Genomic DNA, 19,995 nt, shown 5'->3' on the forward strand with positions numbered 1-19,995 from the left:
GAGCCGGGCTGCCAAGTGGCTCAGTTGAACGACTGCACGTCCTGGCGCAGACGCTCAATGAAAGTGTCGGGAGGCATCACACCCAGATCGACACCACCACGGGCACGCACGGCTACCGTTTGGGCTTCACGCTCTTTGTCGCCGACCACAAGCAGGTACGGCACCTTTTCCAGCGTGTGCTCGCGTATTTTATAGCTAATCTTCTCGTTGCGCAAATCAGCCTCTACTCTAACCCCTTGTTTTTGCAACGATTGAGCTAAAGATTTCGCATATTCGGCCTGACTTTCCGCGATATTCATCACCACGACCTGCATTGGCGCGAGCCATGCGGGCATTGCACCGGCATGGTGCTCGATCAGAATGCCGAGGAAACGCTCCATTGATCCGACGATTGCCCGGTGCAGCATGATCGGGCGGCGGCGGCTGTTGTCTTCGGCGACGTATTCGGCGCCCAGACGCTCCGGCAGCACCATATCGAGCTGCAACGTGCCGCATTGCCACGAGCGACCAAGCGCGTCCTTGATGTGGTATTCGACCTTCGGGCCGTAGAACGCGCCTTCGCCCGCCAACTCTTCCCACGTCACGCCACAGGCCGTCAGCGCCTCGCGCAGGCCCTGCTCCGCGCGATCCCACGTCTCGTCCGTTCCGGCGCGCGCGTCCGGGCGCAGCGACAGCTTGATCTCGACGTTATCGAAGCCGAAATCCTTGTAGACGCTCATCGCCAGCGTGTTGAACGCGATCGATTCGCTGATGAACTGGTCTTCGGTACAGAAAATGTGCGCGTCGTCCTGCACGAAACCGCGCACGCGCATCAGGCCGTGCAACGCACCCGACGATTCATTGCGGTGGCACGAGCCGAATTCCGCGTAACGCAGCGGCAGATCGCGATACGAGCGCAGACCATGGTTGAACACCTGCACGTGACCCGGGCAGTTCATCGGCTTGATCGCGTAGTCGCGCTTTTCCGATTCCGTCGTGAACATGTTTTCACGATAGTTCTGCCAGTGGCCCGACGCTTCCCAGAGCGAGCGGTCCATGATCATCGGCGTCTTGATTTCGAGGTAGCCCGCATCGTTCACGCGACGGCGCATGTACTGCTCGACCTGCTGCCACAGCGTCCAGCCGCGCGGATGCCAGAACACCATGCCCGGCGATTCGTCCTGCATGTGAAACAGATCGAGCTGCTTGCCGAGCTTGCGGTGGTCGCGCTTCTCCGCCTCTTCGAGCATATGCAGATACGCTTCCTGATCTTCCTTCTTCGTCCAGGCCGTACCGTAGATGCGCTGCAATTGTTCGTTCTTCGAATCGCCGCGCCAGTAGGCGCCCGCGAGCTTCATCAGCTTGAATACTTTCAGCTTGCCGGTGGACGGCACGTGCGGACCACGGCACAGATCGGTGAAGCCGCCGTGCGAGTACAGCTTGATATCGTCGGTGGCGGGAATCGATTCGATGATCTCGGCCTTGTACTTTTCGCCGATGCTCTTGAAGTAGTCCACCGCTTCGTCGCGCGACACCACACGGCGCGAAACCGGCTCGTCTTTCTTCACGAGCTCCTGCATGCGCTTTTCGATCTTCTCGAGATCTTCCGGCGTGAAGGGACGGTTGTACGCGAAGTCGTAGTAAAAGCCATTGTCGATGACCGGGCCGATCGTGACCTGCGCTTCCGGATACAGATCCTTCACCGCGTACGCGAGCAAGTGCGCCGTGGAGTGACGGATGATATCGAGACCGTCTGCATCTTTCTCGGTGACGATGGCGAGCGCCACGTCGTGATCGATCAGCGCGGACGTATCGACCAACTCACCGTCGATCTTGCCGCCGAGCGCGGCTTTCGCGAGGCCGGGGCCGATCGAGGCGGCCACTTCGGCGACGGTCACCGGATGCTCGTACTGTCGAACAGAACCGTCAGGCAGACGTATCGAAACCATTGCGTTCTCCGTGGTGCCGACCGGCGGCGGCACATACAACCAGGTCAAAAAAGCCAAAAAAAATGCGGCCCCGCTTTCGAGGGGCCGCATTCACATTTCCTGCAAACTACATTGGCGAAAGTGGTCCTCGACTAGCGTCGCTCCGAAGTAGTTTCGGTCAACGTTCGCGGTGTCATAACCGTATTCGCCTTTTGCGCCAAAGGCGCTTACTGCAGCTTGCGAAACCCCGGCAAAACCGGAATTTCTCTTTCGTTGGTAGGCTCGATTGGACTCGAACCAACGACCCCCACCATGTCAAGGTGGTGCTCTAACCAGCTGAGCTACGAGCCTGAAGAAACGAGATTATATGGAGCCCCACACCGCTTGGCAAGTACTTTTATGCACCGACTTTAAATTTCTACTCACGCGCTCACGCATGCCCAGCGGATACGTCGACTGGCCACGCGTGCGTCGCACACGCATCAACTCTTGCGTGAAGCGCGGACCACGCCCGTGACTTCGCCGAGCAACGTGCACGCACGCTGAATCTGCGCCGCGTTCGACACCTCGACGGTAAATTGCATGAACGCAGCGTTACGTCGCGTCTGCGTCTTCACACCGATTACGTTCATCTTCTCGCGCGCGAACACTTCGGAAATATCGCGCAGCAGACCCTGCCGATCCGTTGCATCGATCGAAAGATCGACGGGATAGACCGACTGGCCACGACCGCTCATCACCTCCGCCGACCACGCCGTTTGCAACACGCGCTCGGGCGCCCGGTCGGCCATGCGAAGGAACGTCGGACAATCGCTGCGGTGAATCGACATGCCTTTGCCGCGCGTGACGAAGCCGCAGATATCGTCGGGCGGCGCGGGCCGGCAGCAGCGCGCAAGTTGCGTGAGCAACGCATCGACGCCGACCACCAGCACACCCGTGGACGCGCCACGCGCCACGCTCGCGCCGCTGCTGCGCTTCTCGAATTGCTCCGGCGCTTCGACCACCGGTTCCGGCGGCGGCGCATCGTGCAGCGCCTGCTCGACGAGCCGCAAGCTGAATTCTTCCTTGCCCACCACCGAAAACAGATCGTCGGTAGTCTTGAAGCCGAGCTTGGCCGCGAGTTGGTCCAGATTGACCGACGTCTTGCCCTCGCGCTGCAAGGTCTTTTCGACCATCGCGCGGCCGCTCGCGATATGTTCCTGCACTTCGACCGCGTTGAACCACGCGCGCACCTTCTGCCGCGCGCGCGGACTTTGCAGATAGCCGAGTTGCGGGTTGAGCCAGTCGCGCGACGGACCGCCCTCCTTCACCGCGACGATCTCGATCGTCTGACCGTTTTGCAACGGCGTGTTCAACGGCACCATCGCGCCATCGACGCGCGCGCCGCGGCAACGGTGCCCCAGCTCGCTATGCAGGTGATACGCGAAATCGACAGGCGTGGCGCCGTGCGGCAACGGAATTACCCGCGCCTGCGGCGTCAGCACATAGATGTGGTCATCGTCGAGCGTGGCTTGGCGCAGTTGCTCCCACGGCTGCGCCGCGCGCTTCTCGCCGTGCTCGCCCTCGGAGACTTCGTCTTTCCACGCGAGCAATTGACGCAGCCACGCGATCTTCTCGTCGTACTTCTCGTTGGCCGCGAACTGCCCGCTGTAGCCCCGCGTGCCGGCTTCCTTGTAGCGCCAATGCGCGGCTACGCCGTACTCGGCGAACTGATGCATTTCATGCGTACGGATCTGCACTTCGAACGCGCGGCCGTCGTCGCCGATCACCACCGTGTGCAGCGACTTATAACCGTTCGGCTTCGGCCGCGAGATATAGTCGTCGAACTCTTTCGGCACCGGTTGCCACAGGTTGTGCACGATGCCGAGCACCGTGTAGCAATCCTTGATGTCCGGCACGATCACGCGAAACGCCCGCACGTCGTAGAGCTCGGCGAAATCCAGCTCCTTGCCGCGCATCTTGCGCCAGATGCTGTAGATGTGTTTTGGCCGGCCGCTCACTTCCGCGCGAATATGCGCCGCAGCCAACTCCTTTTGCAGCCGTTCGATAGCCTCCGCGACATAGCTTTCGCGCTCGACGCGTTTCTCGTCGAGCAACTTGGCGATGCGCTTATACGTAACCGGCTCCTCGAAGCGCAGCGCGAGATCCTCGAGCTCCCACTTCAATTGCCAGATACCCAGACGGTTGGCGAGCGGCGCATAAATATCGAGCGTCTCGCGCGCCACATCCGGCGAAGGTGTGATTTTCGCCGCCGCGTAGTACCGCAGCGATTGCAGACGCGACGCGAGCCGGATCAGCACCACTCGAATATCTTGCGCGAAGGCGAGCAGCATCTTGCGCAGCGCCTCGACCTGCGCGCGGCGCGCGGCTTGCGCATCGCGCCCGGCTTCAGGCATGGCGTTCTGCGCGGCCCGCAAACTCACGGTACCGAGACGCAGCAACTTGCGCACGTCGCCGACCAGTTGCGCGACTTCTTCGCCGAAGTTGTCGGCGATCACGCGCTCCGGGTCTTGCAGATGCGGCGTCAACGCAAACAACGCCGCCGCCAGCACTGCCGGTGGATCGACGTTAAGCGTGCGCATGATCGACGCCGTACCCGCCGCGTGATCCGCCAGCATTTCGCCCGACGACAGCCGCACCTCGCCCGCATGTTCGCGCACGAACGCCATCGCTTCATCGAAAGAAGGAAGGGGGTTCGGCGCGTTCTTAACGGTTTCGGTATTCATGGTGCGACGGCCCACCGGGCCAGACGATTCAACGGAATTTCAACTACACCTGCCCGGCTTAAGCGCGCTGCGCAGCGACCACGCAGATTTCGACGAGGCACTTCGGATTGGCGAGCTTCGCTTCGACCGTAGCGCGCGGCGGCGTGGCTCCTTGCGCAACCCACTCGTCCCACACCGCGTTCATGCCGGCGAAATGCACCATGTCGGAGATGTAGATCTGCACCGACAGCAAGTGCGACTTGTCGCTGTTCACTTCGCCCAGCAGACGGTCGATGTGGCCGAGCACTTCGCGCGTCTGACCCGTGATGTCCTGATCCGCGTCTTCGGCGATCTGGCCCGCGAGGTACACGGTGCCGTTGTGCACGGCGATTTCCGAGAGGCGCTTGCCGACGTGGTGACGAATGACTGCCATGACGAATCCTGAGTTGGTTTGAAAATTGATCGGAGATGCGTTCCGCGTGGCGCCCTACCGAGGACGCCACGCGGAACTTCATATTATGACGCGTCAGCGGCCGGTCCGATAAAGAACTGCCTCGCGATGTCGATCTGATCAACCGACAGAAACGCCGGCGCGTGTCCGACACCGGCGATTTCCGCGCTCGACACCGCACGCCCGGTCTCGACCATCTTCGCCACGGTTTCACGCGAGAGCAGATCGGATAGCTCGCCGCGCACCACCAGTACCGGTCCTTTAAACGACGCCAGCGAATGCCACAGCGCGGCCTCGCCGAGCTTGGCCGCTTCCTCGGTGGTCGCGGTAAAGGGCTGCGCGATACGCGGGTCGTAACGGAACAGCCACTTGCCGTCCTGTTCGTGCAGAAGCGGCGTGTTGATCTCGCGCCACTCGTCCGGCGTGAGCGGGCCAAAAGTTTGCGCGAGCAAGGCCGCGTAGTCGATACCTTGCTGCAGCGTTTCAAACTGCACGGGCTTGCCGAGATAATCGCCGATGCGCTGTACCGCAGCCGGCTCCAGATGCGGACCGACATCGTTCAGCAGCATCTTGCGGATCGGCGTTTCCGGCAGACCGGCAAGCCCAAGCCCGATCAGGCCGCCCATCGACGTGCCGAACCAGTCGACCGTCTCGACATTCAGGCGCGCGATTAGCGTGACCATGTCGGCGACGTATTGCGGGATCGCATAGAAGTTGGGGTTGGCAAGCCACGATGACAAGCCCCGCCCCGCGACATCCGGACACACCACGCGGTAAGTGCCGGCGAATTCCTCCGCGAGGCGGTCGAAATCGCGCCCTGACCGGGTCAAGCCGTGCACGCACAGCAGTACGCGCGGATTGGTCGGGTCGCCCCACTCGGTGTAAGCGATACGGTGCAAGCCACCGGCGCTCGCGCACTGCACATAGCGTTGGCGCGGCGCGAGCCGCCCGGCGGTGGAAGCGAACGTGGTTGCGGTCATCTGGGTTCCTTGCAAAAGCGCTGCGGGTTCGGCTTGGGCACAGCAGGGATCGATATGCGTTCAATCTTCAAACGATTGTAAACCGCTTTGCCGCACGGCAAGAGTCGGCCGGATGGCATAGGACGGCTCGGAACGAATGTCCTCAGCAGAAAACAAAACGGGCGAGACTCACGCCTCGCCCGCCTGGGAACCGCCTTGCGGCCGCCTGCCGCTCACACCAGCCGCATCCGGCCGCACAGCGGCCTCATACAAACTCAAACCGCTTCAGACGGCCTCGCCGCACATCATTCAGCTGACCGCGCTCACATCGAGCGGCGCGCCCGTCTTCGCCTTGATTTCCTCGACGCTCACGCCCGGCGCCAGTTCGGTCACCTTCAGCCCGTTGTCCGTGACTTCGATCACACCGAGGTCGGTGATGATCTGATCGACCACGCCTACGCCCGTGAGCGGCAGCGTGCATTCTTCGAGGATCTTGTGCTGGTCGCCCTTCGCGACGTGCTCCATCAGCACGACCACGCGCTTGACGCCCGCGACCAGGTCCATCGCGCCGCCCATGCCCTTGATCATCTTGCCCGGGATCATCCAGTTGGCCAGATCGCCCTTCTTGCTGATCTGCATCGCGCCGAGAATCGCCAGATTGATGTGGCCGCCGCGAATCATCGCGAACGAATCCGCCGACGAAAAAATCGACGAGCCCGGCAGCGTGGTCACCGTCTGTTTGCCGGCGTTGATCAGGTCGGCGTCCACTTCCTCTTCGGTCGGCGACGGGCCGATGCCGAGCAGGCCGTTTTCCGACTGCAGCCACACTTCGACGCCCGCCGGCACGTGATTGGCCACCAGCGTCGGCAGGCCGATGCCGAGGTTCACATAAAAACCGTCCTGCAATTCTTTCGCCGCGCGTGCGGCCATTTCGTCACGAGTCCATGCCATGATCAGTCTCCTTTCGCGCGGACAATGCGTTGTTCAATGCGTTTTTCCGGATTCGCATTGAGCACAATGCGCTGCACGAAAATGCCAGGCGTATGGATCGCGTCCGGATCGAGTTCGCCCACTTCGACGATCTCTTCGACTTCCGCGACGGTAATCTTGCCGGCCATCGCGCACATCGGGTTGAAGTTGCGCGCGGTGCGGCGGTAGATCAGGTTGCCTGATTTGTCGGCCTTCCACGCCTTCACCAAAGCGACGTCGGCCGTCAGCGAGTGTTCGAGCACGTAGTGGTTTTCGCCGAACTGGCGGGTTTCCTTGCCTTCGGCGATCAGCGTGCCGTAGCCGGTATTGGTGAAGAACGCCGGAATGCCCGAACCGCCCGCGCGCAGCTTCTCGGCGAGCGTGCCTTGCGGCGTGAATTCGAGTTCGAGTTCGCCGGCCAGATACTGGCGTTCGAACTCTTTGTTCTCGCCGACATACGACGAGATCATCTTCTTGACCTGGCGCGTTTCAAGCAGCAGACCGAGGCCGAAACCGTCGACGCCCGCATTGTTGCTGATGCAGGTGATGCCCTGCACCTTCGAATCGCGCAGTGCGCCGATCAGCGCCTCCGGAATGCCGCACAGCCCGAAGCCGCCGACGGCAAACGTCTGCCCGTCCTTGACGATGTCTTTCAGCGCCTCGGCGGCGCCTGGATAGACCTTGTTCATCAGTATGTCCCTTCCTTTATGGAAACCCGAATTCGGATCGTTGCGGCTGGTATGACGTTGCGCGGGCCTGAGCCCGATACGTCATTCTAGTCATCCCCGGCGGGCTGTGCGCCCAGGTTTCCCTGTGCGTCGGAGAGACGCCCGCCGCGGACGGCTTCGCCGCGTTGTCATGTGCTCGAAAGAGTACGCTGGGCTCGCCATGCGGCACAATACGCAAAAATACATAAGTACTTGCCGCCAATTCATGCCCGCACTGGATTACCAAACCGCGTTCCACCTCGCTCCGATCGGACTCGTGCTGTCGCGCGAACGGACTATCGAAGACTGTAATGACGAGCTCGCGTCGATTTTCGGCTGCACGCGCGCGTCGCTGCTCGGCCAATCGTTCCAGGTGCTGTATCCGTCGACGGATGAATTCGAGCGGATCGGCGCGCGGATTCCGCCGATCATGACCGCACACGGCAGCTACGCGGACGACCGCATCATGAAGCGGGCCAACGGGGAATTGTTCTGGTGCCACGTAACGGGCCGCGCGCAGGAACGCGCCGACCCGCATGCGGCGGGCGTCTGGACTTTCGAGGACTTGAGCGCGACACGGCGCGTGGCGGTCGAACTGACGCCGCGCGAACGCGAAATCGCCGCGCAACTGGTGACGGGAAAAACCAGCAAGCAGATCGGCCGGGTGCTGGATATCAGCCCGCGGACGGTCGATGTCTACCGGGCGCGGCTGATGCGCAAATACGATACGGGTAACGCGACGGAGTTGTTGCAGCGCCTGCTCGGGCATTAAGCCGGCGAGCGCCGGGAGCGCGGCGGCGAGCGTTCGCGTGTCGCGGGTTCGCGCGACGCTGAGTCGAGCCTTCGGGAAGCAGCCTCAGAGGCAGGCGGCAATGCTAGCGAACGCCGCGGTTCACCGCGAAGGTCGGCTATTGCGCCACTTTGACCAGCGCGGCGCGCTCGATGGTTTCGCGCAGCAAGTCTGGTACCGGCACCGACTTGCCAGCCGCGTAATCGATCCAAACGCAGCGTGCGGCGCCGCGTGCATAGACCGTGTTCGGATCGTCCGCGCGCACCAGCTCGAAACCCGTGTCGAAGCTGCTGCGGCCGGGCGTGGCCACCGTCATCCGGCCGATCACGTCGCCAGGATAATGCAGTTGCTTGAGAAACTCCATCGACGCATTGACGATCACCGGTCCTTGGCCGTCGGCGTTGTTACCGGCCAGGCCCAACTGTTCGAACCAGGAAATCCGCACCTGCTCCATGTAGCGGAAATAGACCGTGTTGTTCACATGGCCGAAGGCGTCCATGTCGCCCCAGCGGATCGGCATCGACATCTCGAAAACTGCGTGAAAATCGCTCATCGTACTTCTTTATCGGCTTGAAACCAGGTTGAAGCCGGCGCGTGGACCGGCGTAGAGACAGACAGCAACATAGCGCGCGCTCTCAGGCGGCGGAAAGGCCGGAGCGCGTAAAACAGTTTCTTCGAACGGACGCTAATCCGGCGGGCGCGACCTGAAAACGCGAGCGGCGGCTGCGCCGTCTTTCGTTCAGGAGAGCCCGAAGCCGTCGTCGGCGGCAATCACCGAGCCGTTGATAAACTGCGATTCGTCCGCCGCCAGCAGCAGGAGGAGCCCGTCCAGATCGTCCGGTTTGCCGACGCGGTGACGCGGCAGCATCGACACGAGCTTCTGCCCTTGCTCCGTCGACCAGTGATGGTGGTTGATCTCAGTGTCGATATAGCCGGGGCAGATCGCGTTCACGTTGATGCCGTGCTTGCCCCACTCCAGCGCCATGGCTTTCGTCATATGCACGACAGCCGCCTTGCTGATCGAATACAGGCCGATCTGCGGCAGCACGCGCAAGCCGGCCATCGACGCGATATTGATGATCCGGTACGACGGTTTCTGCGCACTGTTGCCGCGCATGATCATGCGCTTGGCGACTTCCTGGGCGACGAAAAACGCGCCGCGCGTGTTGGTATCGAACACGTATTCGAAGTCGGCGGGCGTGACCTCCGTGAGCTTCTGCGTGGTCGATACGCCCGAATTGTTCACGAGGATGTCGATCGTGCCAGCCTCGGTTTCCGCATGGGCGACGGCCGACTTGATGCTCTGGTAGTCAGTCACGTCGAGCGAAACGACGTGCGCCGCGCCGCCGGATGCCTCGATCTCGGCGCGCAATTCTTTCAGACGCTCGGTCCGCCGGCTCGCTAGCACGACTTTGGCGCCCGCCTGCGACAACACTTGAGCAAAGCGCTTTCCCAACCCGCTCGAGGCGCCGGTGATCAGCGCAACCTTGCCTTCCAGATTGATCGAACGGCCCATTGTCGTTCCTTGTTCGGTTGTTGTTACAGCTGCGGTTGACGGGTGCGGTAAGACCGTCACTACGGGTCATACCGTATCACACAAATAGAACGATCGTGCTAATCTCTGCTCATCTGGTTGCAGTGCGAGTGTGCATCGCCCACAATACGAACCCGAAAAAGCATTCTAACGGTAAGAGGAGCATCAATGACCCCCGCAAGTCTCATTGAGCAATACGGTCCACGCGAGTCGATGGAATACGACGTCGTGATCGTCGGTGGCGGCCCGGCTGGCCTGTCCGCAGCGATCCGCCTGAAGCAGCTGGCGGCCGAAAAAGGCGTCGAACTTGGCGTGTGCGTACTGGAAAAAGGCTCGGAGATCGGGGCTCATATCCTGTCGGGCGCCGTGATGGATCCGCGCGCGATCAACGAACTGATTCCGGACTGGAAGGAAAAAGGCGCGCCGCTGACGGTGGACGTGACCGAAGACAAATTCCTGTTCCTGACCGAAACCGGTTCGAAGAGCGTGCCGACCTGGGCGCTGCCGGACAACTTCAAGAATCACGGCAATTACGTGATCAGCCTCGCGAATGTGACGCGCTGGCTGGGTCAGCAGGCCGAGGCGCTGGGCGTCGAGATCTTTCCGGGCTTTCCGGCTGCTGAAATTCTGTACAACGATGACGGTTCAGTTAAAGGCGTCGCGACCGGCAACCTCGGCATCGGCAAGGACGGCGAGCCGACCGAGAACTTCCAGCTCGGCATGGAGTTGCACGCCAAGTACACGCTGTTCTGCGAAGGCGCGCGCGGTCACCTCGGCCGCCAGTTGAACGACAGGTTCAAGCTGCGCGAAGGCGCCGATCCGCAGGTCTACGGCATCGGCATCAAGGAACTGTGGGAAATCGATCCGTCGAAGCACAAGCCGGGTCTGGTCATGCACACGGCCGGCTGGCCTTTACAGAGCGACACGTACGGCGGCTCGTTCCTGTATCACATGGACAACAACCAGGTGGTGGTCGGCTTCGTGGTAGGCCTCGGTTACACGAATCCGTACCTCTCACCGTTCGAGGAATTCCAGCGTTACAAGACGCATCCGGCAATCCGTACGGTGCTCGAAGGCGGCAAGCGGGTGTCGTACGGCGCGCGTGCCATTACGGCGGGCGGGCTGATGTCGCTGCCGAAGCTGGTGTTCCCCGGCGGGGCGCTGGTCGGCGACGATGCAGGCTTCCTGAACGCGTCGCGGATCAAGGGTTCGCATGCGGCGATCAAGACCGGCATGCTGGCTGCAGAAGCGGCTTTTGAAGCCGTACAGGCAGGACGCACCAGCGATGAACTGACCGCTTATCCGGAGAGCTTCAAGACCTCGTGGCTGCACACGGAACTGCACCGTGCACGCAACTTCAAGCAGTGGATGAGCAAGGGCCTGTACCTCGGCACCCTGATGGTCGGCATCGAGCAGAAGCTGCTGGGCGGCAATGTGCCATGGACGCTGCATCACCAGCATTCAGATCACGAGATGCTCAAGCCCGCATCGCAATGCAAGCCGATCACGTATCCGAAGCCGGATGGCAAGCTGACGTTCGACCGGTTGTCTTCAGTGTTCATCTCGAACACGAATCACGAGGAAAACCAGCCGGCTCACCTGACGCTGAAAGACCCGTCGGTGCCGGTGAACGTGAACTGGCAGACCTATGCCGGTCCGGAATCGCGTTATTGCCCGGCGGCGGTGTATGAGTTCGTGAAGAACGACGACGGCAGCGAACGCCTTGTGATCAACGCGCAGAACTGCGTGCACTGCAAGACGTGCGATATCAAGGACCCGACGCAGAACATCGTGTGGGTCACGCCTGAAGGTGGCGGCGGTCCGAACTATCCGAACATGTAATCGAAGTTTCACTTGCCTTCGCAGCACCTGCATTCTGAATGCAGGCGCTGCGAAGGTAAGAAACTCAACGCCGCCCCACCGCTTCAATCCGCTCCCGCACCCTCGCCACGACCGGCGCCCAGTCGCCGACGCGTGGCTGTCGAACCAGCTCAATCGAGTCGTACCAGGCCGTCTCCGGCGATCCATCGCCCCAGAACCAGGCGGAGACGTGGTCGATCATCAAACAGGTCGGCACGCCGAGCGCCCCCGCCAGATGCGCGGGCCCGCTATCGATCGTGACCACCAGATCCAGATTCGCCAGCAACGCCGCGACATCGTCGAAGCCCGACTGAAAATGATGCGTCAGATCGACGACGTCGAGACCTTTGGCACGCCACTGCGCGACCGTCTCTCCGCGCCCCGGCGACACAGCAAAATAGCTCGCGCCAGGGACGTTCAACAGCGGTTCGATTTGCTCGACCGGCACCGAACGCCGCATGTCGCGGATATGGTCCGGATTGCCGTTCCACACCAGACCGACCTTGCGATTGCCCCGCTTGCCGGCCGTATGCGCTTCGACTCGCTCACGCCATGTCTGCTCAAGCGCGGGATCAGCGCTCAAGTACGGCGCGCCCCAACCCGTTGCGTCGACAATACCGAGCCGCAGCGGCAGGCTCATCAGCCCGCAGTGAAAATCCGGCTGCGTCTCCAGACTCGTTTCGAGCGGTAAATCGGCGGGCAGCATTCGTTCGAATAGATGCCGCAAGGGTCCGTCGTGGCCGAAAATCACCCGGCCGCCCTCGTGTCGCGCCCGTTCGGCCAGCAGCGGCAACAAACGCACCGCCCAGAGGCAATCGCCATTGCCTTGCTCGCCGTACACCACCAGCGTTTTGCCGGCAAGCGATTCGCCCTGCCAATGCGCGCTGATCGCCGCGAGCGCTTGCTGCGCGTTATTCAGTTCGCCGGCGGCAAACGCGATACGCGACTCGTAATGCGCCCAGCCCTCGGCAAAACGTCCACTGCGAATCTCGAGTTCCGACAGATCGAACAACGCATGGGCATTATCCGGCGAAAGTGTCAGTACTTGCCGCAGCAACCCCTCGGCCTCGGCGAACCGCGCCTGCTCCTTGATACACAGCGCCAGCTTGTGAAGCGCCACCGGATTGCCGGGCACGACGCGCACCGCTTCGCGCAACAGCGCCTCGGCCGCGGCGAAGTCGTCGCGCTGCTGGACGGCCGCCGCGCGCCAGATCAACGCGTTGGCGTCTTCGGCATGGCGCGCGAGCAGCAGGCCGGTGGCCGAGTCAACCAGCGCCCAGTCGCGCAACACGAACGCCGTTTGCGCAATCGTATGCAGCCGGGTGGGTTCGCAGGAAGGATCGAGTTGATAGGCGCGCACTAGTGCAGCAAGTGCCTCGCGCTGGCTCGCCTTGTCGCGGCCAGCGTGTTGCAGCAGTGCCTGGCCGAACGCCAGGCAGTCGCCGGCGGCGGCATCGGGCGCGGCGGCACGCGCACGCACGCCCGCGAGGTGGCTCGCAGACGGCCCGGAATTGAGATCGGTCATGGAGACGGCACTGCCCACGCAGAACGAATACAGAGGTGCTTGAAGCAGGCCCGTTAAGGCGCGCTCGCCGCGATCTTCGGCGTGCCGACGGCCACGTCGCCGCATTGCGCACGATGGCGCAGCGCATGGTCGATCAGCACCAGCGCGAGCATGGATTCAGCGATCGGCGTGGCGCGAATGCCGACGCACGGGTCATGCCGTCCGAACGTTTCGACGATGACAGGCTGCCCCGCCTTGTCGATCGAGCGGCGCGGCGTGCGAATGCTCGAAGTCGGCTTGATCGCGATCGACACCGTAACGTCCTGTCCGGTGGAAATACCGCCGAGCACACCGCCCGCGTGATTGCCGACAAAGCCCTCCGGCGTCAATTCGTCGCCGTGCACCGAACCACGTTGCGCGACGCTGGCAAAGCCCGCGCCGATTTCCACGCCCTTCACCGCGTTGATGCCCATCATGGCGTGCGCAATGTCTGCGTCGAGGCGGTCGAACAGCGGCTCGCCGAGGCCGACCGGCACGCCGGACGCCACGACGTTGATGCGCGCGCCAATCGAGTCGCCTTCCTTGCGCAGCGCGTCCATGTACGCTTCGAGTTGCGGCACGATCTCCGCGTTAGGCGCGAAAAAGGGGTTCTCGCGCACCTGCGCCCAATCGACGAACGGCACGTCGATCTCGCCGAGCGCGGCCATATAGCCGCGAATCTCGGTGCCGAACTTCTCACGCAGCCACTTCTTGGCGACCGCGCCCGCCGCCACAGTCGGCGCCGTGAGGCGGGCTGACGAGCGGCCACCGCCGCGATAGTCGCGAATGCCGTATTTCTGCCAGTAGGTGTAGTCGGCATGGCCCGGACGGAACGTGTCGGCGATATTGCCGTAGTCCTTGCTGCGCTGGTCCGTGTTGCGGATCAGCAGCGCGATCGGCGCGCCGGTGGTCTGGCCTTCGAACACGCCCGACAGGATCTCGACCTTGTCTTCTTCCTGACGCTGTGTGACGTGGCGCGACGTGCCGGGCTTGCGGCGGTCGAGTTCAAACTGGATGTCGGCCTCGTTGAGCGCCATGCCCGGCGGGCAGCCGTCGATCACGCAGCCGATAGCGGGACCGTGCGATTCGCCGAAGGTCGTGACAGTGAAAAGCGTACCGAGCGTGTTGCCGGACATGGGCGTCGTCCAAAGAAATGCGGGGAAGGCACTATTATGCCAGTCCCATGCCGCCTGGACCGCGTCGCGCGGTCGTTTTGGCCGATCGGCCAGGGTATGCATGCGCGGCCATTCCCCGGCAGATCACCTGGTTTGCTTCCATCTGCGTGGGCATCTTTTCGTTTTCCGTCGTGCCACTGGCGGCCTTCCACGCGCCAGTCTTGCCACTGGCGGGTTTCAGCGCGCAGCTCTTGCTACTGCCGGGCGTCAGCGCTCCAGCCGCGCTACTTGCGCGCCCCGCGCAGCTCGGTGACGATCTGCTGCAACTTCTCCGGCGTCGCCAGCTGCGGTTCAATCGGCTCGCCTACCGCCAGCGTCAGGCGGCTCATGACGCCCTTCTGGATCGGCCGCGGCCAGCGCGCGTCGCCCGCGCGCGAAAACACGCTGCCCCACAGGCCGCGCAGCGCCATGGGAATGACCGGCGCCGGCGTGCGCTGGATGATCTCGGTGACGCCATGACGGAACGGATTCATGTCGCCGGTTTTGGTCAGCTTGCCCTCCGGGAAGATGCACACCAGATCGCCTTCCGCAAGCGCCTGCGCGCAGCGCTCATAGGCGCGCGTCAGCAACTGCGCGTCCTGATGCGCCGGCGCGATCGGAATCGCCTTGGCGTGACGGAACACCCAGCCGGCAAACGGCGATTTAAAGATCTGGTGGTCCATCACGAAACGGATCGGTCGCGGGCTCTCGGCCATGATGACAATTGCGTCCACGAAACTCACGTGATTGCAAACCAGCACGGCCGCGCCCTCTTCCGGAATCCGCTCGGCATGCACGAGGCGAATCCGGTAGAACGTGTGCACCAGCACCCAGGCGATGAAGCGCAGCAGAAACTCCGGCACCAGCGAGTAGATGTAGGTCGCCACCACGATGTTGAGCAGCGCGGTGACGAGGAAAATCGCCGGAATGCTGAAGCCCGCCGAGGTCAGGGCGACGGCCATCAGCGACGAGACGATCATGAACAGCGAGTTCAGGATATTGTTCGCCGCGATGATGCGCGCACGGTGGCTCGGCTGGCTGCGGCTCTGGATCAGCGCATACAACGGCACGCTGTAGAAGCCGCCGAACATGGCGAGCAGGAACAGATCGGCCAGCACGCGCCAGTGCGCGGGCCGCAGAATGAACTCGCCGACGCTCAGCAGATGTCCGGGTAGTGGCAGCGCGTGACTCGCGAAAAACAGGTCGATCGCGAACACGCTCATGCCGATCGAACCGAGCGGCACGAGGCCGATTTCGATACGCCGCTTCGAGAGCTTTTCGCACATCAGCGAGCCGAGGCCGATGCCGATCGAGAAGGTGCCGAGCAGCACGGTCACGACGTCCGGGTCGGCGGACAACACATTCTTCGCAAAGCTGAAAAACGACGACAGGAAGATCGCGCCGACAAACCAAAGCCAGGAAATCCCGAGCAGGCTCAGAAACACCGTGCGGTTCTCGCGCGCCAGCTTCAGGTTGCGCCACGTCTCACTGACCGGATTCCAGTTGATGCGCAGATCGGCTTGCGGCGCCGGCGTGGTCGGCACGAAGCTCGACACCACGCGCCCCACCAGCGCGATCGCGACGCACGCGCAGGCCAGCACGACTGCCCCATGCTCGACGAAACCCGCGCCCGCCCCGCCGATGATCGTACCGAACAGGATCGCCACGAAGGTGCCCATTTCGACCATGCCGTTGCCGCCGACCAGTTCCGCCTTCGACAGATGCTGCGGCAGGTACGAGTATTTGACCGGTCCGAATACGGTGGAGTGCACGCCCATCAGAAACGTGCACAGGTACAAAAGCGGTGCGCTATGCAGCCAGAAACCCGTGCCGCCGATCAGCATCACGACGATTTCGAAGCTCTTGACGAAGCGCGTGAGCATTGCCTTGTCGTACTTGTCGGCAATCTGGCCGGAGGTGGCCGACAGCAGCACGAACGGCAGAATGAAGATGGCCGAGATCAGGAACGCCGCCGTTTTCGGATCGACTCCGGAAAAGCGCGCCGCCTGATACGTGACAAGCGACGTAAAGCCGATCTTGAACACGTTGTCGTTCATCGCGCCGAGGAACTGGGTCCAGAAAAACGGCGCGAAACGGCGCTGGCTGAGCAGCCGGAACTGGGATTCGTGCGCCTCGTGTTGACGGGCGACGCGGCGGGCAGCAGGTAACGGACGATCGCTCATGAAGTTCCGGAATCAGGCTAAAAGAGCAAGAAAGGAGAAAGCGCCATGCGCGGCATCGCTTATGGGCGGATCACCGGGCGGCGCGCGGTGCCGGTCTGCAAAGCCATCACGCGCACTCGCACCAGCCTCGGCGTCGAGCCGGCCACGGAGTCGGATACAAGACTCGACATGAGGCCGAACCCAGCGCCGGACACAAAAAAAGCGCACGCTTTCGCGCGCGCCTTGACTGCCTCTTCGCGCTCACCGCAACGGCTAGCGCGTCGCAGTGAATCGCCGTGCATTAACGCGCCGGCTGCTGTTCCTGCTGTTCTTCCGGCCAGTCGCGGATATAGGCCTTGAGCATGCGGTTTTCGAAGCCCTGCTCTTCGACCACCGCCTTGGCGACGTCGTAGAACGAGATCACGCCCATCAGCGTGCGGCTTTCCAGCACCGGCAGATAACGCACGTGATGCTCGAGCATCATGCGGCGGACTTCGTTGACGTCCGTTTCCGGCGTGCAGGTGAGCGGATGGTCGTCCATGACCTTGCGGATCGTTGACGTACCGACGCTGCCGCCGTTCTTGCTCAGCGTCAGCATGATTTCGCGGAATGTGAGCATGCCGACGAGGTCGCCGTACTCCATCACCACCAGCGAGCCGATGTCGTGCTCGGCCATGGCATTGACTGCGTCGTGCAGCGTGGTATCCGGCGTGACCGTGAATAGGGTGTTGCCTTTGACTTTGAGGATGTCGCTGACTCGCATGATCTGTCTCCCGTAGTGCCCGCTAAGCTAATAATGCATCGATGTTTTTCGATCCTAGCGGAAAGACCCATAAAAGGAAAGCGGCCCGCCCACCAAGGCGCAGCGGGCGTTCGCAGGTTCGAAGCCGTGCTTCCGAGCGTACGCGCATGGGGAAAACCGCGCTTGAAGCGCCGCATGCCGGTGATAGGATGGCCGCCACTTTCACCTTTCGCGAGGCCGTCCGTGGCCTCGCCGCCCAGCATGTCCGCCAACCGTTTCGACACGCTTGCGCTGCACGCCGGCGCTGCTCCCGACCCGACAACCGGCGCGCGCGCCACGCCGATTTACCAGACCACCTCGTTTTCGTTCCGTGACTCGGACCACGCCGCGGCGCTCTTCAATATGGAGCGCGCCGGTCACGTCTATTCGCGCATCTCGAACCCGACCGTGGCCGTGTTCGAGGAACGCGTCGCCGCACTGGAAAACGGCGCGGGCGCGATCGGCACGGCGAGCGGCCAGGCGGCCTTGCATCTGGCCATCGTCACGCTGATGGGCGCGGGCTCGCATATCGTCGCCTCCAGCGCGCTGTACGGCGGCTCGCACAATCTGCTGCACTACACATTGCGGCGCTTCGGTATCGAGACGACCTTCGTCAAGCCCGGCGACCTCGACGCGTGGCGCGCCGCGCTGCGCCCGAACACGCGGTTGCTGTTCGGCGAGACGCTCGGCAATCCGGGCCTCGACGTGCTCGACATCGCCGCCGTGGCGCAGATCGCGCATGAGCACCGCGTGCCGCTGCTGGTCGACTCGACCTTCACCACGCCTTATCTGCTCAAACCGTTCGAACACGGCGCGGACTTCATCTATCATTCGGCCACCAAATTTCTCGGCGGCCACGGCACGACGATTGGTGGCGTGCTGGTGGATGGCGGCACGTTCGACTTCGAAGCCTCCGGGCGCTTCCCTGAATTCACCGAGCCTTACGACGGCTTTCACGGCATGGTGTTCAGCGAGGAAAGCACTGTCGCGCCGTTCCTCCTGCGAGCGCGCCGCGAAGGCCTGCGCGACTTCGGCGCCTGCCTGCATCCGCAGGCCGCGTGGCAACTGCTGCAAGGCATCGAGACGCTGCCTTTGCGGATGGAGCGGCACGTAGCCAATACACGCCGCGTGGTCGAATTCCTCGCGGGTCAAGCCGCGGTCGAATCCGTCGCCTACCCGGAACTGCCGACCCACCCGGACCACGCGCTCGCCAGGCGTCTGCTGCCGCGCGGCGCCGGCGCGGTGTTCAGCTTCAATCTGCGTGGCGACCGCGCCGCCGGACGCAGCTTCATCGAGGCGCTCTCGCTGTTCTCGCATCTCGCGAACGTGGGCGACGCGCGCTCGCTGGTGATCCATCCTGCATCGACCACACACTTTCGCATGGACGCTGCCGCGCTCGCCGCAGCCGGCATCGCCGAAGGCACGATCCGCCTCTCGATCGGCCTCGAAGATCCCGACGATCTGATCGACGACCTCAAGCGCGCGCTGAAGGCCGCGCAGAAAGCGAGCGGTTCGAGCGCGCCGCATGGCGGCGCATCCGGCGCGGCCGCCCAAACTCGCCCGGAGTCCGCATGATCCTGACCGTTCAAGGCAAACCTGCCTACGCCTACACCGGCGGCAAAGCGTTTGATGCAAGCCTGCCGACCGCCGTATTCATCCACGGCGCCGAGCACGATCACAGCGTGTGGGCGTTGCAAACCCGCTACTTCGCGCATCACGGCTTTAGCGTGCTGGCCGTGGATCTGCCCGGTCACTGCCGCAGCGGCGGTCCGGCGCTGACCACCGTGCCGGCCATGGCCGACTGGCTGGCCGCGGTGCTCGACGCCGCCGGCGTGCAACGCGCCTTCGTGGCCGGTCACAGCATGGGCTCGCTGATCGCGCTCGACTTCGCCGGCCGCTATCCGGAGCGGGCAACACATCTCGCCCTGCTCGCCACGGCGATTCCGATGGCCGTCTCCGACGCGTTGCTCGACGCCGCCTTGCACCGTGAGCCCGAAGCAATCGGCATGGTCAATCAATGGTCGCATTCGACCTTCGCAGCCAAACCCTCCTGCCCCGGCCCCGGCTTCTGGCTGCACGGCATGAACCAGCGCTTGATGGAACGGGTCTCGGCAAACGGCGAGCCGAACCTGTTCCACACCGACTTCGCCGCCTGCAACAGCTACGCGGACGGCCTCGTGCGCGCCGCGCAGGTGCGCTGTGCCGCACGCCTGATCGTCGGCCGGCGCGATGCGATGACGCCGCCGCGCGCAGCCAAAGCGCTCGCCGCCGCGCTGGCGCAAGCCGGCGTACCGGTCGACACGGTCACGCTAGAAGCCGGCCACGCGCTCATGTCCGAGCAACCCGACGCCACGCTCGACGCCCTCTTCGGCTTCGCTTGCCGAGCGCCTCGCGAGGTTCGATAGAGGTTGCGAGCCATCACGATAACCGCGTGAGGAGCGCCGCGCCATCGGCCGAATGGCCAGGTTGCGCG

16 protein-coding genes and 1 tRNA gene are annotated in these 19,995 nt (G+C 63.1%); 4 read left to right on the forward strand and 13 right to left on the reverse strand.

Features of this window, described 5'->3' with window-relative positions:
• Window positions 1–20 precede the first annotated feature (20 nt).
• From thrS to HF916_RS42850, 7 genes are all read right to left on the reverse strand, one after another.
• A complete protein-coding gene (gene thrS / locus HF916_RS42820) occupies window positions 21–1,928 on the reverse strand; it encodes a threonine--tRNA ligase (RefSeq protein ID WP_168794696.1) in 1,908 nt (635 codons plus the stop codon).
• 253 nt (window positions 1,929–2,181) lie between these two features.
• Window positions 2,182–2,258 (reverse strand) — tRNA-Val (locus HF916_RS42825).
• A 131-nt stretch (window positions 2,259–2,389) separates the two neighbouring features.
• A complete protein-coding gene (locus HF916_RS42830; protein WP_168794697.1) occupies window positions 2,390–4,633 on the reverse strand; it encodes a RelA/SpoT family protein in 2,244 nt (747 codons plus the stop codon).
• A gap of 58 nt (window positions 4,634–4,691) precedes the next feature.
• Complete coding sequence (locus tag HF916_RS42835) at window positions 4,692–5,045, reverse strand: RidA family protein (protein WP_106279733.1); 354 nt, start codon at window positions 5,043–5,045, stop codon at window positions 4,692–4,694.
• An 83-nt stretch (window positions 5,046–5,128) separates the two neighbouring features.
• On the reverse strand, window positions 5,129–6,043 hold the full coding sequence (locus HF916_RS42840; RefSeq protein ID WP_168794698.1) for an alpha/beta fold hydrolase: 915 nt from the start codon (window positions 6,041–6,043) through the stop codon (window positions 5,129–5,131).
• 288 nt (window positions 6,044–6,331) lie between these two features.
• Window positions 6,332–6,973, reverse strand: coding sequence for a CoA transferase subunit B (locus HF916_RS42845; protein WP_168794699.1), 642 nt, complete (start codon window positions 6,971–6,973; stop codon window positions 6,332–6,334).
• Window positions 6,974–6,975: 2 nt separating this feature from the next.
• Window positions 6,976–7,680 (reverse strand): CoA transferase subunit A, encoded by a 705-nt coding sequence (locus HF916_RS42850; RefSeq protein WP_106279196.1) that lies wholly within the window; start codon window positions 7,678–7,680, stop codon window positions 6,976–6,978.
• A 244-nt stretch (window positions 7,681–7,924) separates the two neighbouring features.
• Here HF916_RS42850 and HF916_RS42855 point away from each other — a divergent pair, with 244 nt between their 5' ends.
• Window positions 7,925–8,470 carry a LuxR C-terminal-related transcriptional regulator gene (locus tag HF916_RS42855; protein WP_168794700.1) on the forward strand — a complete coding sequence of 182 codons (546 nt, stop codon included), beginning with the start codon at window positions 7,925–7,927 and terminating at the stop codon, window positions 8,468–8,470.
• A 136-nt stretch (window positions 8,471–8,606) separates the two neighbouring features.
• Here the strand turns inward: HF916_RS42855 and HF916_RS42860 are convergent, their stop codons facing one another.
• Both HF916_RS42860 and HF916_RS42865 read right to left on the reverse strand, forming a co-directional pair.
• Window positions 8,607–9,041, reverse strand: a complete 435-nt coding sequence (locus HF916_RS42860) for an acyl-CoA thioesterase (RefSeq protein WP_168794701.1) — start codon at window positions 9,039–9,041, stop codon at window positions 8,607–8,609.
• Window positions 9,042–9,227: 186 nt separating this feature from the next.
• Window positions 9,228–10,004 (reverse strand): SDR family oxidoreductase, encoded by a 777-nt coding sequence (locus tag HF916_RS42865; RefSeq protein WP_168794702.1) that lies wholly within the window; start codon window positions 10,002–10,004, stop codon window positions 9,228–9,230.
• A gap of 186 nt (window positions 10,005–10,190) precedes the next feature.
• Between HF916_RS42865 and HF916_RS42870 the strand changes: the two genes are divergently transcribed.
• Window positions 10,191–11,864, forward strand: a complete 1,674-nt coding sequence (locus HF916_RS42870) for an electron transfer flavoprotein-ubiquinone oxidoreductase (protein WP_168794703.1) — start codon at window positions 10,191–10,193, stop codon at window positions 11,862–11,864.
• A 64-nt stretch (window positions 11,865–11,928) separates the two neighbouring features.
• Here HF916_RS42870 and HF916_RS42875 read toward each other — a convergent pair whose 3' ends face one another.
• The 4 genes from HF916_RS42875 to HF916_RS42890 all read right to left on the reverse strand — a co-directional run bounded on the left by HF916_RS42875 (window position 11,929) and on the right by HF916_RS42890 (window position 17,504).
• Window positions 11,929–13,407, reverse strand: coding sequence for a tetratricopeptide repeat protein (locus HF916_RS42875; protein WP_168794704.1), 1,479 nt, complete (start codon window positions 13,405–13,407; stop codon window positions 11,929–11,931).
• A gap of 53 nt (window positions 13,408–13,460) precedes the next feature.
• Entirely contained in the window at window positions 13,461–14,561 is a 1,101-nt protein-coding gene (gene aroC / locus HF916_RS42880) for a chorismate synthase (protein ID WP_168794705.1), read from the reverse strand.
• Window positions 14,562–14,824: 263 nt separating this feature from the next.
• Window positions 14,825–16,762, reverse strand: a complete 1,938-nt coding sequence (locus HF916_RS42885; RefSeq protein WP_168794706.1) for an MFS transporter — start codon at window positions 16,760–16,762, stop codon at window positions 14,825–14,827.
• Window positions 16,763–17,042: 280 nt separating this feature from the next.
• The gene (locus HF916_RS42890) at window positions 17,043–17,504 is read right to left on the reverse strand and encodes a CBS domain-containing protein (RefSeq protein WP_012433753.1); all 462 of its coding nucleotides are present in this window, start codon (window positions 17,502–17,504) and stop codon (window positions 17,043–17,045) included.
• 240 nt (window positions 17,505–17,744) lie between these two features.
• On the opposite strand from HF916_RS42890, the gene HF916_RS42895 reads away from it, so the two are divergent.
• Both HF916_RS42895 and HF916_RS42900 read left to right on the forward strand, forming a co-directional pair.
• Complete coding sequence (locus HF916_RS42895) at window positions 17,745–19,097, forward strand: O-acetylhomoserine aminocarboxypropyltransferase (RefSeq protein ID WP_168794707.1); 1,353 nt, start codon at window positions 17,745–17,747, stop codon at window positions 19,095–19,097.
• Window positions 19,094–19,927, forward strand: coding sequence for an alpha/beta fold hydrolase (locus HF916_RS42900; protein WP_168794708.1), 834 nt, complete (start codon window positions 19,094–19,096; stop codon window positions 19,925–19,927). The genes HF916_RS42895 and HF916_RS42900 overlap by 4 nt, the downstream gene beginning before the upstream one ends.
• The last annotated feature ends 68 nt before the right edge of the window (window positions 19,928–19,995 follow it).

The organism is Paraburkholderia aromaticivorans (assembly GCF_012689525.1).
In the GTDB taxonomy this organism is placed as follows: Bacteria; Pseudomonadota; Gammaproteobacteria; order Burkholderiales; family Burkholderiaceae; genus Paraburkholderia; species Paraburkholderia aromaticivorans_A.

Coding starts and splice junctions, on each gene's coding strand:
- thrS (WP_168794696.1), bottom strand. CDS start 1,928: ATGGTTTCGATACGTCTGCCTGACGGTTCTGTTCGACAGTACGAGCAT.
- HF916_RS42830 (WP_168794697.1), bottom strand. CDS start 4,633: ATGAATACCGAAACCGTTAAGAACGCGCCGAACCCCCTTCCTTCTTTC.
- HF916_RS42835 (WP_106279733.1), bottom strand. CDS start 5,045: ATGGCAGTCATTCGTCACCACGTCGGCAAGCGCCTCTCGGAAATCGCC.
- HF916_RS42840 (WP_168794698.1), bottom strand. CDS start 6,043: ATGACCGCAACCACGTTCGCTTCCACCGCCGGGCGGCTCGCGCCGCGC.
- HF916_RS42845 (WP_168794699.1), bottom strand. CDS start 6,973: ATGGCATGGACTCGTGACGAAATGGCCGCACGCGCGGCGAAAGAATTG.
- HF916_RS42850 (WP_106279196.1), bottom strand. CDS start 7,680: ATGAACAAGGTCTATCCAGGCGCCGCCGAGGCGCTGAAAGACATCGTC.
- HF916_RS42855 (WP_168794700.1), top strand. CDS start 7,925: ATGCCCGCACTGGATTACCAAACCGCGTTCCACCTCGCTCCGATCGGA.
- HF916_RS42860 (WP_168794701.1), bottom strand. CDS start 9,041: ATGAGCGATTTTCACGCAGTTTTCGAGATGTCGATGCCGATCCGCTGG.
- HF916_RS42865 (WP_168794702.1), bottom strand. CDS start 10,004: ATGGGCCGTTCGATCAATCTGGAAGGCAAGGTTGCGCTGATCACCGGC.
- HF916_RS42870 (WP_168794703.1), top strand. CDS start 10,191: ATGACCCCCGCAAGTCTCATTGAGCAATACGGTCCACGCGAGTCGATG.
- HF916_RS42875 (WP_168794704.1), bottom strand. CDS start 13,407: ATGACCGATCTCAATTCCGGGCCGTCTGCGAGCCACCTCGCGGGCGTG.
- aroC (WP_168794705.1), bottom strand. CDS start 14,561: ATGTCCGGCAACACGCTCGGTACGCTTTTCACTGTCACGACCTTCGGC.
- HF916_RS42885 (WP_168794706.1), bottom strand. CDS start 16,762: ATGAGCGATCGTCCGTTACCTGCTGCCCGCCGCGTCGCCCGTCAACAC.
- HF916_RS42890 (WP_012433753.1), bottom strand. CDS start 17,504: ATGCGAGTCAGCGACATCCTCAAAGTCAAAGGCAACACCCTATTCACG.
- HF916_RS42895 (WP_168794707.1), top strand. CDS start 17,745: ATGTCCGCCAACCGTTTCGACACGCTTGCGCTGCACGCCGGCGCTGCT.
- HF916_RS42900 (WP_168794708.1), top strand. CDS start 19,094: ATGATCCTGACCGTTCAAGGCAAACCTGCCTACGCCTACACCGGCGGC.